The sequence below is a fragment of the Labrys sp. HAY1-8F genome, from assembly GCF_056754975.1.
Window position 1 is genome coordinate 5037956 of the sequence record NZ_JBPGWZ010000002.1, and the last position, 14476, is coordinate 5052431.

The 14476-nt window shown below is 62.7% G+C and carries 13 protein-coding genes; 6 read left to right on the forward strand and 7 right to left on the reverse strand.

Annotated features, from left to right (window positions below; translation table 11 throughout):
- Positions 1–11: 11 nt before the first annotated feature.
- The 3 genes from efeO to ACR9ZN_RS32390 form a co-directional block, all read right to left on the reverse strand.
- Positions 12–1181 carry an iron uptake system protein EfeO gene (gene efeO / locus ACR9ZN_RS32380; RefSeq protein WP_454813360.1) on the reverse strand — a complete coding sequence of 390 codons (1170 nt, stop codon included), beginning with the start codon at positions 1179–1181 and terminating at the stop codon, positions 12–14.
- Entirely contained in the window at positions 1178–2017 is an 840-nt protein-coding gene (gene efeU / locus ACR9ZN_RS32385; protein WP_434955701.1) for an iron uptake transporter permease EfeU, read from the reverse strand. Before efeU ends, efeO begins: the two co-directional genes overlap by 4 nt.
- A gap of 384 nt (positions 2018–2401) precedes the next feature.
- Positions 2402–2911: a hypothetical protein gene (locus ACR9ZN_RS32390; protein ID WP_481274164.1), complete on the reverse strand. Its 510-nt coding sequence runs from the start codon at positions 2909–2911 to the stop codon at positions 2402–2404.
- A gap of 152 nt (positions 2912–3063) precedes the next feature.
- Between ACR9ZN_RS32390 and ACR9ZN_RS32395 the strand changes: the two genes are divergently transcribed.
- On the forward strand, positions 3064–4110 hold the full coding sequence (locus ACR9ZN_RS32395) for a hypothetical protein (RefSeq protein WP_481274165.1): 1047 nt from the start codon (positions 3064–3066) through the stop codon (positions 4108–4110).
- A 114-nt stretch (positions 4111–4224) separates the two neighbouring features.
- Here the strand turns inward: ACR9ZN_RS32395 and ACR9ZN_RS32400 are convergent, their stop codons facing one another.
- The 3 genes from ACR9ZN_RS32400 to ACR9ZN_RS32410 all read right to left on the reverse strand — a co-directional run bounded on the left by ACR9ZN_RS32400 (position 4225) and on the right by ACR9ZN_RS32410 (position 7135).
- Positions 4225–5847 (reverse strand): SulP family inorganic anion transporter, encoded by a 1623-nt coding sequence (locus ACR9ZN_RS32400; protein ID WP_454813364.1) that lies wholly within the window; start codon positions 5845–5847, stop codon positions 4225–4227.
- A 97-nt stretch (positions 5848–5944) separates the two neighbouring features.
- On the reverse strand, positions 5945–6712 hold the full coding sequence (locus ACR9ZN_RS32405) for an SDR family oxidoreductase (protein ID WP_454813365.1): 768 nt from the start codon (positions 6710–6712) through the stop codon (positions 5945–5947).
- Positions 6713–6838: 126 nt separating this feature from the next.
- The gene (locus tag ACR9ZN_RS32410; RefSeq protein WP_434955706.1) at positions 6839–7135 is read right to left on the reverse strand and encodes a hypothetical protein; all 297 of its coding nucleotides are present in this window, start codon (positions 7133–7135) and stop codon (positions 6839–6841) included.
- A 623-nt stretch (positions 7136–7758) separates the two neighbouring features.
- Between ACR9ZN_RS32410 and ACR9ZN_RS32415 the strand changes: the two genes are divergently transcribed.
- The 5 genes from ACR9ZN_RS32415 (at position 7759) to ACR9ZN_RS32435 (ending at position 13005) form a co-directional block, all read left to right on the forward strand.
- Positions 7759–8211: an NUDIX hydrolase gene (locus ACR9ZN_RS32415; protein ID WP_434955707.1), complete on the forward strand. Its 453-nt coding sequence runs from the start codon at positions 7759–7761 to the stop codon at positions 8209–8211.
- Positions 8212–8365: 154 nt separating this feature from the next.
- Positions 8366–9397, forward strand: coding sequence for a transporter (locus ACR9ZN_RS32420; RefSeq protein WP_434955708.1), 1032 nt, complete (start codon positions 8366–8368; stop codon positions 9395–9397).
- Positions 9398–9473: 76 nt separating this feature from the next.
- Entirely contained in the window at positions 9474–10238 is a 765-nt protein-coding gene (locus ACR9ZN_RS32425) for a site-2 protease family protein (RefSeq protein WP_441774020.1), read from the forward strand.
- 116 nt (positions 10239–10354) lie between these two features.
- The gene (gene ettA / locus ACR9ZN_RS32430) at positions 10355–12010 is read left to right on the forward strand and encodes an energy-dependent translational throttle protein EttA (protein WP_434955710.1); all 1656 of its coding nucleotides are present in this window, start codon (positions 10355–10357) and stop codon (positions 12008–12010) included.
- Positions 12007–13005 (forward strand): hypothetical protein, encoded by a 999-nt coding sequence (locus tag ACR9ZN_RS32435; RefSeq protein WP_481274166.1) that lies wholly within the window; start codon positions 12007–12009, stop codon positions 13003–13005. The genes ettA and ACR9ZN_RS32435 overlap by 4 nt, the downstream gene beginning before the upstream one ends.
- Before the next feature lie 115 nt (positions 13006–13120).
- Here the strand turns inward: ACR9ZN_RS32435 and ACR9ZN_RS32440 are convergent, their stop codons facing one another.
- A complete protein-coding gene (locus tag ACR9ZN_RS32440) occupies positions 13121–14464 on the reverse strand; it encodes an Hsp70 family protein (protein ID WP_481274167.1) in 1344 nt (447 codons plus the stop codon).
- Positions 14465–14476: the final 12 nt, after the last annotated feature.

The following is a 14476-nucleotide window of genomic DNA, read 5'->3' on the forward strand; positions in this document are numbered from 1 at the left end:
TTCCCATCCCTTCAGTCGAGGCCCAGCGTGCCGCGTAGCGTCGACAGGCTTTCGGCCAGCGTCGTCACCGGCTTTTGCAGGGCCACACGATCGTCCTGGCTCAAAGCGTCATAGGATTTGAAGCCGCCATCGGGCGTGCGGTATTTGGCGAGGATGGCATTCACGGCCGCGAAATTGTCGTCGATGCTCTTCTGGCGTGCCGCGTCGGCCTTGGTGGTCAGGGGGGCGAGCAGTTCGACGATCTTGCGGGCGCCATCGATATTGGCCTGGAAATCCCACAGATCCGTGCGGCTGTAGCGATCTTCTTCACCGGAGATCTTGTTTGAAGCGACTTCCTCGATGAGCACGGCAGCGCCACCCACCATCTTGGAAGGCGGGATGACCAGAGTCGAAATCCGGTTCTGTAGCTCGGTGACATCGGCCTGCAATTTGTCGGCGAAGGGGACGAGCCCCTCGGTGCTGCCCTGCTTGAACAGGCCGTATTCGAGGCGGTGGAAGCCGGTGAAAGCCGGGTCGGCCTCCAGTTTCTCGAAAAGATCGGCGCGCGCATCGATCGACTTGTCGAGGTCGGAAAACAGCTCGGCCACCGGCTCGATGCGCTCATAGGATTGGCGTGTCGGCGCATAGAGCTCGCGGGCCTTGGCGAGGTCACCAGCCTTGATGGCGTCGGTGAAGGCCTTGGTCGCGTCGACCAGGTCGTCGACCTCCAAGGTGACATAGACCTTGTATTCGGCAAGCGGGCCGATCAGCTGCGTCAGGCTCGGCTTGACTTCCTTGGGGGCATTGGCGAGAGCCGTTACCTTGAGCTTGCCTCGGGGGTTGGTCAGTAGACCGCAGGCGATCTCATAGTCGCCCGGTTCGAGCCTGGCGGTCAGCTTCTGGGTGAAGCCGGGGGCGATGTTTTCGCGTTCCTCCACCACCATCACGCCTTGCAGGATCTCCCATTCCATCACCCGGTTGCTCTTGTTGGTGATGGCGAAAATGGTGCGCCCTTCGGGGACCGTAAGTTCGTTGGGTTCACAGGCCGTTGCGGTAACGGCGATGGCGACGGTGTCGCCGGCCTTGGGCCCATCGGCGCCCGGCTGCCTGGCGACCAGGAAATAGGTGCCGACGCCCACCGCCACGATGAGGGCGAGCATGCCGGCCCCGACAGCTGGATAATTGATGCGCGGGGCTGTCACGATCGTGCGGCCTTCGAATTGGATGGGGAGGGGGAGGTCGGCGCCATCAGGAAGAGAAACAGCGCCGGAATGAGATAGAGGAGATAGGCGATCACTTCGCCATGGGTCGGCGTGTCGTGATAGCCGAACAAGCCGCCGAGCACCGTGCCGAGCGCACTGTCGCCGGGCAGGATGCCGGAGATGTCGAAGGCGATGCCCTGAAGATGGTTCCACAGGCCGGCTTCGTGCAACGAGCGCACCGCGGTTGCCACCAGGCCGGCCGCCACGAAGATGATCAGGATGCTGGTCCAGCGGAAGAACAGGCGCAGATTGAGGCGCGCGCCGCCATAATAGAGCGCCACGCCGAAGACAGCTGCGCAGGCAAGGCCGAGTGCGGCGCCGACCGGCGCCCCATAACCGACATTCTGCTCGAAGGTTGCCAGCAGGAAGAAGGCGGACTCCAGCCCTTCACGTGCGACCGCCAGGAAGACCATGCCGACCAGCGCGAGGCCCTGATGGTCTGATGAGGCCAGGGCGGCATCGACGGAGTGCTGCAACTCGGCCTTGATGCTGCGCGAGGCTCGCACCATCCAGAATACCATGGCAGTCAACAGGCAGACCGCGATCAGGCCGACCACGGCTTCGAACAGTTCCTGGGTGCGCTGGGGAAATTCGGCGCTGGCGGCGTGAAGTGCGACGAAGACCGAAAACGACAGGCCGACGGCCAGGATGATGCCGCACCACACCGCCGGCATCCAGGCGCTCCGCCCGGTGACACGCAGATAGCTCGCAACGATGCCGACGATCAGCGCTGCCTCGATGCCCTCCCGGAGCATGATGAGAAATGGTACGAGCATGGTGTCGTTCCTGCGCGCCCCCACAGCCGATGCAAGATTAACAATCGGCAAGCTATTACACGCGTTCAATTCTGATGAACAAGGGGCTGTGACGCAGAAAACCGTTACGGATCAAAGATAAGAGTAATTCTAAATTCTAGTTCATAGTGATTCTAAATTGTGCAGCTCCTTATCTATTTTTAGAGATATTCCAAAGCGGCTAAATAATCCTGTCTTATCTGGGGTCTGCTTCAAGACGGGTGGCGGACTGGCGCGGTGAGAGGCGCTTCGAGGTGGCCGATCTCCCTGGGTGCGCGGGAGATCGCCCCGTCCGCCGCGAGCAGGCTGATCGAGCGCGCCTGGTGGCGTTTAGCGCGAATCCTTTTCGTCCGGGTGCCTGAAGGATTACCCGCGCCTTTGTGAAATGGCACTCCGAAATACGGTGACGACCCGGGCCGCAAAGCTGCGGGTGGCGATGACCGCCGCCCAGACAGGGGTGCGTTTCAGCCAGTCGAGCAGTGTCCGGCGGACCCAGTCGATCAGGTTCATGAGCCAGGCGAACCAGCCTATGGTCATCAGCTTGGGTTTGCCGGCGGCATAGATGCGCTCGATCAGAAGGAAGCTGGCGAGATAGGCGACGGCCAGGATGAGAAGGCCGCGGAACAGCCGGCCTTCCCCCAAAAGCAGCAGGCCGTAGATCTTCAGCGGTTCTGCCACGGCGATGGGTACGGCCAGCAGAATGAGGATGACGAAACGCGGCAGGCCGGCGACCGCGCGCTCCCCAATTTCGACGAGGCGCAGCGCGGCGAAACGACGGATCAGCGGTCCGTAGACCGGCCGGGCCAGTTCGTCGATGATCACCAGGATTGCAAGGAGAACCTGCAGCGGCAGGAGGACGAGGCGCTTGAGCGTCATGGGCGATGAGGGATCCTCGAACTGAGGCGGCTTTTGGAAAGTCGCATCCGCTGAATGTGAGAAGCTGCCGCGCTGTTGGCAACGCCCATTCCGCGATATTCCCGTGTGGTGTTTACCTTTCAGGTGGCCGAAGGGGGATCGAGGACATCGCCTTGGTGGCATTTCCCCTGTTTTTGCCTTATTGCGCGGGTGTAAAGAGCGAGCCCGACAGGGCGGTGTTCGGTTCGGGAGAGACGATGGAAGCGCGCGAACGTATCGGCCTGGCGGCTCTTGGAACGATCGGGCTGGTGTTGTCGGTAGGCGGTTTTGTGCTGCACAGCCCGGCTCCGCAGTCGGCCGTTGCGGAAGCTGCTATGGCGGGCGGGGAGGCGACGAATCCGCGGCCCACGCCTGTGGCAAGCCCGGCGGGCCAGGTTCCCGCGCCCGTCCCCGCGGCTCAACCCACTCCCTATGCCGATTGCCTGCGCAAGGGGATCGAGGTGAAGCTCGGCAAGACCCGCCTGCGCGTTTCCGGCCCACCGGCCCTGACGCTGGTGACAGGAGAGGGCGCGGGCGAGGAGGTCAATTTCGCCACCAAGGCCGGACTGGAAAAGGCCTGTTCGCAGCCCGAGGTGACCGCCAAGGCCTTCGTGCTCACGCTGGAAGCGATGGACAAGCCCTTCGGCATGGCAGCAAGCTGGAGGGCCGCGTTCTGCAAGGGGAGTGGGGACGGGGCTTCGCCCTTCCTGTGCGGCGGCGAAGCACGTGAAGGCGGGGCACCGCGTTCGCTCGTTACCGTTGCGCTCTACGAACCCGCCACTTTCCAGGCCGAGAGCATGTTCCAGGCGAAGGCTCCGGATCTCGACAATTTCAAGGCCTGGAAGGAGCGGCTTACCAAGGCGGGCACGCCGCCTCCCGCACAGACGGATGGCGATTATGACATCTATCCAGGAGGGATCTGGCTCGAGCGCGATGCCAAATCGGCCGCGCCCTTCCTGGTTTCCTGCGACGTCGACGGCTTGCCCGTCACCGGCCAGCATTATTGCATCGGCACGCTCGGCCTCGCGGATGGCCTGCGGGCTCGGCTGGAATTTCGGACAGTGACGCCGGAGATCGGCCGCGAGGCCGCGGCAGCGGTGGCCAATTTCAAGGCATTGCTGGCCGCCTGGCAGGTTGCGGCGCCTCAATCGCCTTACGGGCCGCCTCAGCCGAGCAAATAATTCGACATAGGGAGCATCGACCTCGACGTATCCCCTGGCCCGAAGCCGGTGAGTTCATCGATCAAAGCGGGTTCGATGACGGGGGCGATATAGTGGTCGCGCGGAAGGGGCCGGTCATCGTGACGTTTCCTGCGAAGGAGCGGCTGCTTGGTAGGCGTCCCAGACGCTCCAATAGCAGCGGTCTGCCTGTATGAGGGCTGCGGCGCCGGCTTTTTCCAACCCCATGCGAGCGTCGTCCTTAAGGCGCGCGAGATAGAGAAGCCGACCTTCTCCGCGCAATAGGGCCTCGAATTCCGTCAAAGCGTCGAGCGCCGTGCTGTCGAGGTCCGAGCTTTCTTCCAGGCTGAGGATGACGGTGCGCGCGCCCGGCTGGTCGGCGCAAAGCTTGCGGGCCTGCGCAAAACTGCTTTCGGCATTGAAAAAGAACAAAGGCTGGCTTGGTCGTAGAATAATCACGCGCGGGTCGCGGTGGCTGTCGGGATGGCGGGCGGCATCGACGAAGTCCCGCGAGGTGTCGAGTTGGCCTAGGGAGGCGACATGGGGTGAGCCGAGGCGGCGCAGGGTGGCGACGATGGAGAGAGCGATGGCAAACAACATGCCGTTCAGCACACCAAGGCCTATCACGGCGAGGGCCGCGGCGCATGCGACATATTGATCCCGATCGATGCGCCAGAGCCGCCACAGCGGCTTCGGATCGAGGGCGTGCAGCATGGCCGAGATCACCACGGCTGCGAGCACCGGTTCCGGCAGGCGGGAGACGAGCGGGCCGGCAAGGCCGATCAGCACGGCGATGCCGACTGCGGCGACCAAGCCCGAGAGCCGGCTGACCGCGCCGGCAGCCTCGTTGGCGGAGGACGCTGAGAAGCCTGCGCCGACCGGCATGCCGCGAACGAGGCCTGAAAGGAGATTGGCGGTGCCCAAAGCGAGGAGTTCGCGATTGGCGTCGACGCTCTGTCCGTGACGCAAGGCCAGGGACCGAACCGTTCCCCATGATTCCGCGAAAAGGATGAGGGCGAGGGGAACGGCGGTTTGTACCAGCCGCGACCATTCGCGGGCGGCGAGGTCGGGTATGGCCGGCGCCTGCAAGGCGATGTCGATCCGCCCGGCGATCTGGATGCCGTGGGCTGGGAAGTCGATGGCATAGGTAGCCGCGATACCTGCCACAAGGACGATGAAGGCACCTGGCAAGACCGGGTACCGTCTCACGATGAGCAGGGTGGCCAGGGAGATCAGGCCCGTGGCGAGCCCAAGCAGGTTCCATGCGCCGATCTGGCCGAAAATTCCCACGAGAAGGTGAAACGGGTCGCCGTTGGCCTTGATCCCGAGTATCGCGGGAATCTGCTTGAGGACGATGGTTACCGCCAGCCCGAAGGCGAAGCCGCGCAGCACTGGCCGCGACACGAAACCCGACAAGGATCCCAAACGGGCAAAGCTGGCGACGAGGAAGACGAGGCCGGCAACGATCACGGCTGTGAAGGCAATGGCTTCACGTTCTCCAGCGGCCGCTGCCGGAAAGCCGGCTACCACGGCGGCCAGGATGGCGGCCGAAGATGACGTCGGAGAGGTGATCGCAAAATTGCTGCGGCCGAGCAGGCCATAGACGATCAGGCCGACGAGGGCTGCGAAGATGGCGTGCTGGGGTGGTAGGCCGGCAATCGTCGCATAGGCGACGGCTTCCGGGACCAAGAGGCCGGCCACGGACAGTCCCGCCAGAATATCTGCGCGTGCAACCGCCAAAGCTCAATCCTTTGCCGGCAAAGTTGAGCGATCATCTATTGTGGCGATCGTGGCGGGATTGTGGCGAATGGAACTGCAATATTTGATGAGCCGTCTCTCACACGCAGGCTGTGAGCCCGCCATCGACATAGAGGATGTGGCCGTTGACGAAATTGGAGGCATTGCCGGCGAGGAAGATGGCGGCACCAGCCAATTCCTCGACTTTCCCCCAACGTCCGGCCGGCGTGCGCGCCTCGACCCAGGCTGAGAAGGCGGCGTCCTGCATCAGCGCCGTGTTGAGTTCGGTTTCGATATAACCCGGACCGATGCCGTTGACCTGGATGTTGTGACGGGCGAGCTCGGCGCACAGGGCTTTGGTCATCATGCGCACGGCGCCTTTGGCCGCGACATAGGGGACGATATTGGCACGGCCGAGTTCGCTCATCACCGAACAGATGTTAATGATCTTGCCCGAACGTCGCGCGATCATGCCGCGAGCCGCTGCTTGCGCCACAAGGAAGACCCCCTCGACATTGGTGGACTGCACGTCGCGGAAGACAGCGAGCGGAAAATCCACGAAGGGAGCCCTGCGCTGGATGCCGGCATTGTTGACCAGGATGTCGAGGCGACCATGGCGGGCCTCGATGGCGGAGATGGCCGTCTCCACGCCGGCCTGGTCGGTGACGTCGAAGGCCGCGGTCTCCATCGGCAAGCCTTCTTCGGTGAGCAGGCGGGCGGCGGCATCGAGCTTGGCTTGGTCGCGGCCGTTGAGAACCACGGTCGCGCCGGCGCCGGCCAGTCCGCGCGCGATGGCCAGGCCAATCCCCTGGCTGGAGCCGGTGACGAGCGCTACCCGTCCCGTCAGGTCGAAAATATCGGTGAGCATTGCGAGCCTCCGGCCATCAAGCTATCGCGCTGGCAGGGAGGCGGCCAGGGCTTTTCATCCGACCAATAAAAAAGGCTCCGGAGCTTGCCCCGGAGCCAGACTTGGCCGGATAAAACCGGCGAAGGCTTACTTCTTGATGGCCGTGATCAGTTCGTCATAGGCCTTGCAGAGCTCGTCGGTCGGCTTGCCGCCGGCAGCCTGGGCCGCCTGGGCCTTGGTCAGCAGTTCCTGCGCCTTCTGGGCCCAGGTCTGCGCATTGGCCTGAGCCTTGGCCGGATCCTTCATGGCGTTGGTCATGGCTTCTGTCAGGTCCTTACCCTTCTGGGTCAGGGCTTCGACCGTGCAGCTCGAGCTGCCGCCACCGCAGGAGGCGAGGGCAAGAGCGAGAGAGCCAAAAGCGGCGGCGAGCAACATTTTTCTCATGGGGCTTCCTTTCCTCACCGTGGAAGGTCGGTTTTGGACCGCCCAAAACTTCGTGGTGCTGCGGCGCAGGTGAGAAATGCGCCGGCGGCGAACCCCTAGCCGGCCATCCTCATGCATGGCGTGCGTTTACGCACATATCGCCCGAATCGAAAGCCGCCCAGTCCACACGCCATAAGCGAAGCGATGAGGAGTTTCAACACAATGAGGTTGCATTTGACCCTATACTGTTCGGTAATGTGACCGTTATTCACAATGAAACGGCTAAATTTCTCCGACATGACGCACATGTCCATAGGGAGACTTGCTGGGTTATTTGTTTGGCTCCGAGAGCTAATATTGCAATGCAGCAAGAGACGGCCGTCGCGTGGTGAAACAGATTGTGTGCGACAAAAAAATAACAACATTGCAACTTATGTGGTTGTCTTGTCCCGCTAGAATGGCCGGGTGACAGGAAGTAGGCGGGAACTTGCCAGCAAGCTTCTCGTCTATTTGAGGAAACGTGCTTGTTCGAAAGTGGTAGAACAAAGTTGGTGTGCAAAAGCGCACGGGTGCTAAGGAATATTTGATATATTCGCGGTATAGGTAGTGTTGCCGAGTGCAGTGTTAGGGTTTCCTCACGTTACATGGCCAGAGTCGATAAATATCCTCTCAAATCGCCCGTCGAAGCCAAGGAGCTTCGTCAGGTCGGCGCGCTGCCCCTGCGATTCCAGCGCGGCAAGATCGAGGTTTGCCTGGTGACCACGCGCGAAACGCGGCGTTGGACCATCCCCAAGGGATGGCCGATGAAGGATCGCAAAGACTGCCGGGCCGCCGCCATCGAGGCCGAGGAGGAAGCCGGGCTGCTGGGCAAGGTCGGCAAGGAACCGGTCGGCGAATATCTGTATTGGAAGCGCCGCGACCTGCATTTCGATCTCGTCCGCGTCTTCGTCTATCGTCTCGACGTCACCGGCCATCTGCCGGTCTGGCGGGAGATGAATGAACGCGAGGTGCGCTGGTTCTCGCCCGGGGATGCTGCTCTCCTGGTTGAGGAGCCGGGTCTGTCCGCCTTGCTCGAACAGGTTGCCAGCCCTGCATGACAGCGCGCTGCGCGGTCGTCATCCCATTGTCACATGCATGATCTAGCCCCGTCATTTCAGGCGGCTATCCCGGGGGCGGGATATCGCCTGAACTTGAAGCTATGCGGGCTTCGGGCCTCGGGTGGGGTGGCCTGAAACGCTTGGCGGAGGCGGCATGGACACTATTCAGCAGCAACATCTGCCGGGCGTCAATTTCGTGCCGGCGGCGATCGCCGGCCTGATCTGGGCCTATCGCTTTCGGGAGGGCTATGAGCCCGAGGCGATCGATCCGCGCGACGTGCCTGCAGCCCTGGCTGCGGAGGACGGTTGGCTCTGGCTGCATTTCAGCCTGACGGACCGGCTCGCCCGGGATTGGCTGTCTTCCTTCGAAAGCCTCCCCGAAGAGGTGCGGGCTTTGTTCCTGGCCAAGGACGAGCCGCTCGGCCTGCACACGATCGACCATGTCATCTTCGGTGTCATCGCCGATTTCCATAGCGAGCTGGGTGGGGAGAGCGATCATCTCGGCCGGCTGCGCTTCGCCCTCAGCGAGAGGCTGGTGATCTCGGGGCGCCGGCATCCGCTGCGGTCGGTGGAGGAGATCCATCGTGCCGTGCAGAAGGGCCTCAACCTGCCGGCGGCCGGGCGGCTGATCGAAACCATCATCGATCGCTTCTGCGATTCGGTGGCGCGCCGCGTGGCCGGGATGGCCGACGAACTCGACACCGCCGAGGACCGCGTGGTCGAGGACATGGCCGCCACCGAGCGAGTGCGCCTGATCGAAGTCCGCCGCATGACCGTGCGTGTGCACCGCCAGCTTTCCTCGCTCGCTCACGTGTTGCGCGACTGGGAAGACGAGCCGGACGAGGCGAACAAGCCGGGCATGCATATTGCCGCCGAACGCCTGGCGGACCGGTTGCAATCGCTCGACCATGATATTCTCACTTTGCAGGAGCGGGCCAAGCTGCTGCAGGACGAAGTGGGTGCCCGGCTGGCCGAAGAGACCAACCGCTCGTTGCGTGCCCTCTCGATTCTGACGGCCCTGCTGCTGCCCGGCAGCCTGGTCGCCGGCATATTCGGCATGAACACCAAGGATCTGCCCTTCCTCGAGACCGAAGGGGGCTTCTGGTTCGCGATCGTCATCGGCGCGGGGGCGACGGCATTGTTCTATTGGATTCTCAGGCGGGTCGGCGCGGGGCTACGCATCTGAAGCATCACCGCTTGCCCTTGCGAAAATGCGGTCGAGTTCCCACAATAGCGCATCCGTCTTCGAGAATGAGTCTGCCTTGTCCAGAGTTGCGGTGATGCCCTGGCGCCTGAGCGCCAATTTCCTCCCGATCCTCGCCGTATTCGTGGTGACGGCCATCAGCCTGGCGACCGGGTGGTTCGATGCATCCGTCACCGTGTTCGCCTTCATCGTTTCGGGATGGCTGGTGTCGCTGTGCCTGCACGAGGGGGCGCATGCCCTGGCGGCCTATTGGGGCGGAGACCGGTCGGTGATGGAGAAGGGTTATCTCAGCCTCAATCCCCTGGCCTATAGCGACCCGCTGATGAGCTTCGGCCTGCCGCTGCTCTTCCTGATACTGGGGGGCATCGGCTTGCCCGGCGGTTCGGTCTATATCAACCGCACCGTACTCAAGACCAGGCATTGGGACGCCTTCGTCGCCCTGGCCGGTCCCTTGGCCAATCTCGTCTGTCTCTTCCTGCTCGGCCTGCCTTTCATGCTCGGCCTGCCGGAAACCATGGGCACGGCGCCACTCTGGGCCGGCATCGCCTTCCTGGCTGCGCTGCAGGCCTCGGCCGCCGTCCTCAATCTCCTGCCGGTTCCGGGCTTCGACGGCTTTGCGGTTATCCGGCCCTATCTGCCCTATCACATTCAGGCCCAGGCCAATGCCATCGCACCCCTGGCGACGATCGGCTTCCTGTTCCTGGTGTTCTCCACCAATGTCGGCGGGATGATCTGGAAAGCCGTTTTCGCACTGACGGGCCTGTTCGACATCTATCCCGGCTATGTCGGGCTCGGATATCAGCTGTTCCGTTTCTGGCAGTAGCACCCGCTTCCAGGGCAGGGGAGCCTGCCTTATTACGGCGGCGCCCTTGCTCCTATGCGCCCGCTCGGCTACACACCGGCCCAATCCCCTTTCCACGAAAACTCAAGCAGGCAACGATGGCCGCGTATCAATTCGTCTACCACATGCAGGGTCTGAACAAGACCTATCCGGGCGGCAAGAAGGTGCTCGACAACGTTCACCTGTCCTTCTACCCGGACGCCAAGATCGGCGTGCTCGGCGTCAACGGCTCGGGTAAGTCGACCCTGCTGCGCATCATGGCCGGCATCGACAAGGACTTCACCGGCGATGGCTGGGTGGCTGAAGGCGCGCGCGTGGGCTATCTGCCGCAGGAGCCCCAGCTCGATCCCGCCAAGACCGTGCGCGAGAACGTCATGGACGGCGTTGCCGCGAAGAAGGCGATCCTCGACCGCTACAACGAACTCGCCATGAACTATTCGGACGAGACGGCGGATGAGATGAGCCGCCTGCAGGACGAGATCGACGCCAAGAACCTGTGGGACCTCGACAGCCAGGTCGACCAGGCCATGGACGCGCTGATCTGTCCGCCCGACGACGCCGCCGTCGACAATCTCTCGGGCGGTGAGCGCCGCCGCGTGGCACTCTGCCGCCTGCTGCTGGAACAGCCCGAGCTTCTGCTGCTGGACGAACCGACCAACCATCTCGACGCCGAGACGGTGGCCTGGCTCGAAGGCCATCTGCGCAGCTATCCGGGCGCAATCCTGATCGTTACCCATGACCGCTACTTCCTCGACAACGTCACGGGCTGGATCCTCGAACTCGATCGCGGCCGCGGCATTCCCTATGAGGGCAATTATTCGACCTGGTTGTCGCAAAAGCAGAAGCGCCTGGCTCAGGAATCGAGCGAGGAAGAGAGCCGCCAGAAGGTGCTCGCCGCCGAGCAGGAATGGATCGCCGCCAGCCCGAAGGCGCGCCAGGCCAAGTCCAAGGCCCGTATCAATGCCTATGAGGACCTGCTCGCCAAGGCGAACGAGAAGGGCCCCACCACCGCCCAGATCATGATCCAGACCGGCCCGCGTTTGGGCGGCAAGGTCATCGAGGTCGAGGGCGTCTCCAAGGCGTTCGGTGATCGTCTCCTCATCGACGATCTTTCCTTCTCGCTGCCGCCCGGTGGTATCGTCGGCGTGATCGGCCCCAACGGCGCCGGCAAGACCACCCTGTTCCGCATGCTGCTCGGCCTCGAAAAGCCGGACGCCGGCACCATCGCCTTCGGCGACACGGTGCAGCCCGGCTATGTCGACCAGTCGCGCGATGCGCTCGATCCGAACAAGACCGTCTGGCAGGAAATCTCCGGCGGGAATGAGATCCTCTATCTCGGCAAGCGCGAAGTGAACTCGCGCGGCTACACCTCCGCTTTCAATTTCAAGGGCGGCGACCAGCAAAAGAAGGTCGGCGTGCTCTCCGGCGGTGAGCGCAACCGCGTGCAGCTCGCCAAGATGCTGAAGGAAGGCTCCAACGTCCTCTTCCTCGACGAACCGACCAACGACCTCGACGTGGAAACGCTGCGGGCCCTGGAAGAGGCGCTGGAGAACTATGCCGGCTGCGCCGTGATCATCTCGCATGATCGCTTCTTCCTCGACCGCCTCGCCACCCACATTCTCGCCTTCGAGGGCGACAGCCATGTCGAGTGGTTCGAGGGCAATTTCGAGGCTTACGAGGAAGACAAGAAGCGCCGCCTCGGCATCGACTCGACCATTCCCAAGCGCATCCAGTACAAGAAGTTCTCGAGGTGAGTGTGCCAGCCAGCCGCGCCGCAGAACCGGCGCGGCTGGCGCGCACCATCGGCCTCGTCCTGATTGTATTTTTCGCGGCGCAGGGCATCTCCGTGGCAATCACTGCCGAAAGGGCGTCGATGGGCGCCCTTTTCTTATGCGCCTATACTCATGTGGGGATCTCGCTCTATGACGGCTTGTTCCCGCGTTGGCGCAAGGTGAGCTGGATCTTGTTCATCGTGGCTCTCCTGTGCGCGCAGATACTGGCCCTTGCCGGCTATGGGGCGCCCTGGAACAAATCCGTGCTTCGACTGAGCTCGAACTATGAAATTCCCGAGAGCGGCACTCCCTTGTGGCGCAGTGAACTGATCCAGTTTCTCGACGTTCCCTGGGAGATGCCGGTACTCGTCGCAACTGTCACTGCGGCCGTTTTTCTCGTGCTTGACCTGATCTTGATGCTCACAGGTGACGACGGAGTTGTCGGCACGCACAAGCCTTCTCCCTCCAGAATCCTTTCGTCACAGGTCTGGCAAGCCGTTCTTGTGCTGGCATTCGTCGCCATCGTCGGCGTCATTACAAGTTCGAGCCGAGGCGGCGGACATGTGGGCTCTTTGTTTGCCTATCCACCGACCTCGACCGGCAATCCCTATGTGCCGCAATGGTGGCTGCTGCCCTATTATTCCTTGCTGCACGTGGGTCCGGGCAGGGTAGGCGGGGGCATCGTCGCCATCTGTGCGACGCTCGTCCTTCTCGCCATACCATGGCTGAGCACGCACCGTTGCCGGCTCAAGCCCGTTCTGCTCTGGTTCGGGACCACCTGCGTCCTATCTGCCTTGTGCTGGATAGGGCTTGGGTGGCTAGGGGGGGCCAGACCCGATGATGCCACGCTCTGGCAGGGCCGCTTTCTGACCCTTTGCTATTTCGCCGTTTTCCTCGTCGCCCTCCCGATCTTAAGCAGATGGGCGCGACGGCTGCAGGATGATCGGACGGGTGAGGTGCTGAAAACCTTCGATTGATAGCGACGGCCGTTTTTGACTTCCAGGTCATTGCAAGCGCAGCGACGCAATGACGGTGCTTGATCAGTCAAGCTTCACTATCGTTCGGCCGTTCGACCTTTCGGGCTGGAGCCGTTCATGCCGCCAAGGGCGAGCGCACGGCCCAGCGTTCTTTCTGCTCGTCCCGGCCGATCAAGGCGAGGCCGTAGGCGATCGACTCGAACTGGTCGGTGGAGACCAGGCGCTCTTCGCCGAAGCGCTCGGCGAAGAGCTTGCGTATGGCCGGCACGAAGGAAGTGCCCCCGGTGAGGAAGACGCGCTCGATTTCCTCGGCCCGGGTGTTGGCGCGTTTGAGCCCTTCGTCCAGGCTGGCCTCGATGCGGGAGACGTCGGCGGCGATCCAGTGCTCGAAATCGCGGCGCTTCAGCGGGGCCGAGATCTCGATGTCGCCGCCGGCGAAGCGGAATTCGGTCTCGTCCTGGCTTGATAACGCGATCTTCGCCCTGGACACTGCGCTGTAGAGCGAGAAACCCATGTCGAACTCGATGATCTCGATGAATTTTTCGAGCTTTTCCGGTTCCACCGCGACTTTGACCAGGTCCTGCAAGCCCTTGAGATCGCCATTGGTCTTCATCATGGCGAGCTGATGCCAGCGCGCGAGATTGGCGTAATAGTGATTGGGGATCGACAGCTCCTTGTCGAAGGAGCGGAAGCGCCCGCCCTTGCCCAGGCGCGGCGAGACGATGCGATCGACGATCGAATAGTCGAAGGCGTCGCCGGCAATGCCGACGCCGGAATGGCCGAGCGGCTCGGCCTTCAACTGGCCGGCGGCCTGCTCGAAGCGCATGATCGAAAAGTCGCTGGTGCCGCCGCCGAAATCGGCGACCAGCACGGTCGCATCGCGCTTGAGCTGGCGGGCATAGAAGAAGGCCGCGCCCACCGGTTCATAGACATAGGTGGGATTGACGACGCCGAGGCGCTCGAAGGCAGTCTGATAGCGCTGCATCGCCAGATCGTCATCGGGCTGGCGGCCCGCAAAGGTAACGGGACGGCCTATGACGAGGTTGGCCGCCGACAGGTCGAGGTTCCCGTCCCCATGCTTGACCAGGGTATTGAGGAAGGTCGCCAGCAGATCCTCGAAACGATAGCGCTCGCGGAAGATACGGGTCTCCTGGAAGGTGGCGCTGGCGGCAAAGCTCTTGAAGGATTGGATGAAGCGAAGGGGGCTCGTCGCCTCCACGAATTGCTCGATGGCCCAGGGCCCACCCTCGACGCGAATCGTGGACTTACCGGGGCGGCGTTCGTCCCAAAAGCACAGGGCCGTGACGAAATGGTTCAGGCCCTGGCCGCCATGCTCGAAGTTCAGCGCCTCGGTGCGGCCGTCGGCATGGGCAAAGGCGACCACCGTGTTGCTGGTGCCGAAGTCGATGCCAATGGAGACAGGAGTGCTCTGTCCCGTTGCTGGGGATTGGGGCGGCATGAGGCCTCCTAA

What these genes read in the sequence shown, in the direction of transcription:
- efeU (WP_434955701.1), bottom strand. Translation starts at nt 2,017, where the DNA reads ATGCTCGTACCATTTCTCATCATGCTCCGGGAGGGCATCGAGGCAGCG.
- ACR9ZN_RS32390 (WP_481274164.1), bottom strand. Translation starts at nt 2,911, where the DNA reads ATGACGCTCAAGCGCCTCGTCCTCCTGCCGCTGCAGGTTCTCCTTGCA.
- ACR9ZN_RS32405 (WP_454813365.1), bottom strand. Translation starts at nt 6,712, where the DNA reads ATGCTCACCGATATTTTCGACCTGACGGGACGGGTAGCGCTCGTCACC.
- ACR9ZN_RS32410 (WP_434955706.1), bottom strand. Translation starts at nt 7,135, where the DNA reads ATGAGAAAAATGTTGCTCGCCGCCGCTTTTGGCTCTCTCGCTCTTGCC.
- ACR9ZN_RS32415 (WP_434955707.1), top strand. Translation starts at nt 7,759, where the DNA reads ATGGCCAGAGTCGATAAATATCCTCTCAAATCGCCCGTCGAAGCCAAG.
- ACR9ZN_RS32420 (WP_434955708.1), top strand. Translation starts at nt 8,366, where the DNA reads ATGGACACTATTCAGCAGCAACATCTGCCGGGCGTCAATTTCGTGCCG.
- ettA (WP_434955710.1), top strand. Translation starts at nt 10,355, where the DNA reads ATGGCCGCGTATCAATTCGTCTACCACATGCAGGGTCTGAACAAGACC.
- ACR9ZN_RS32440 (WP_481274167.1), bottom strand. Translation starts at nt 14,464, where the DNA reads ATGCCGCCCCAATCCCCAGCAACGGGACAGAGCACTCCTGTCTCCATT.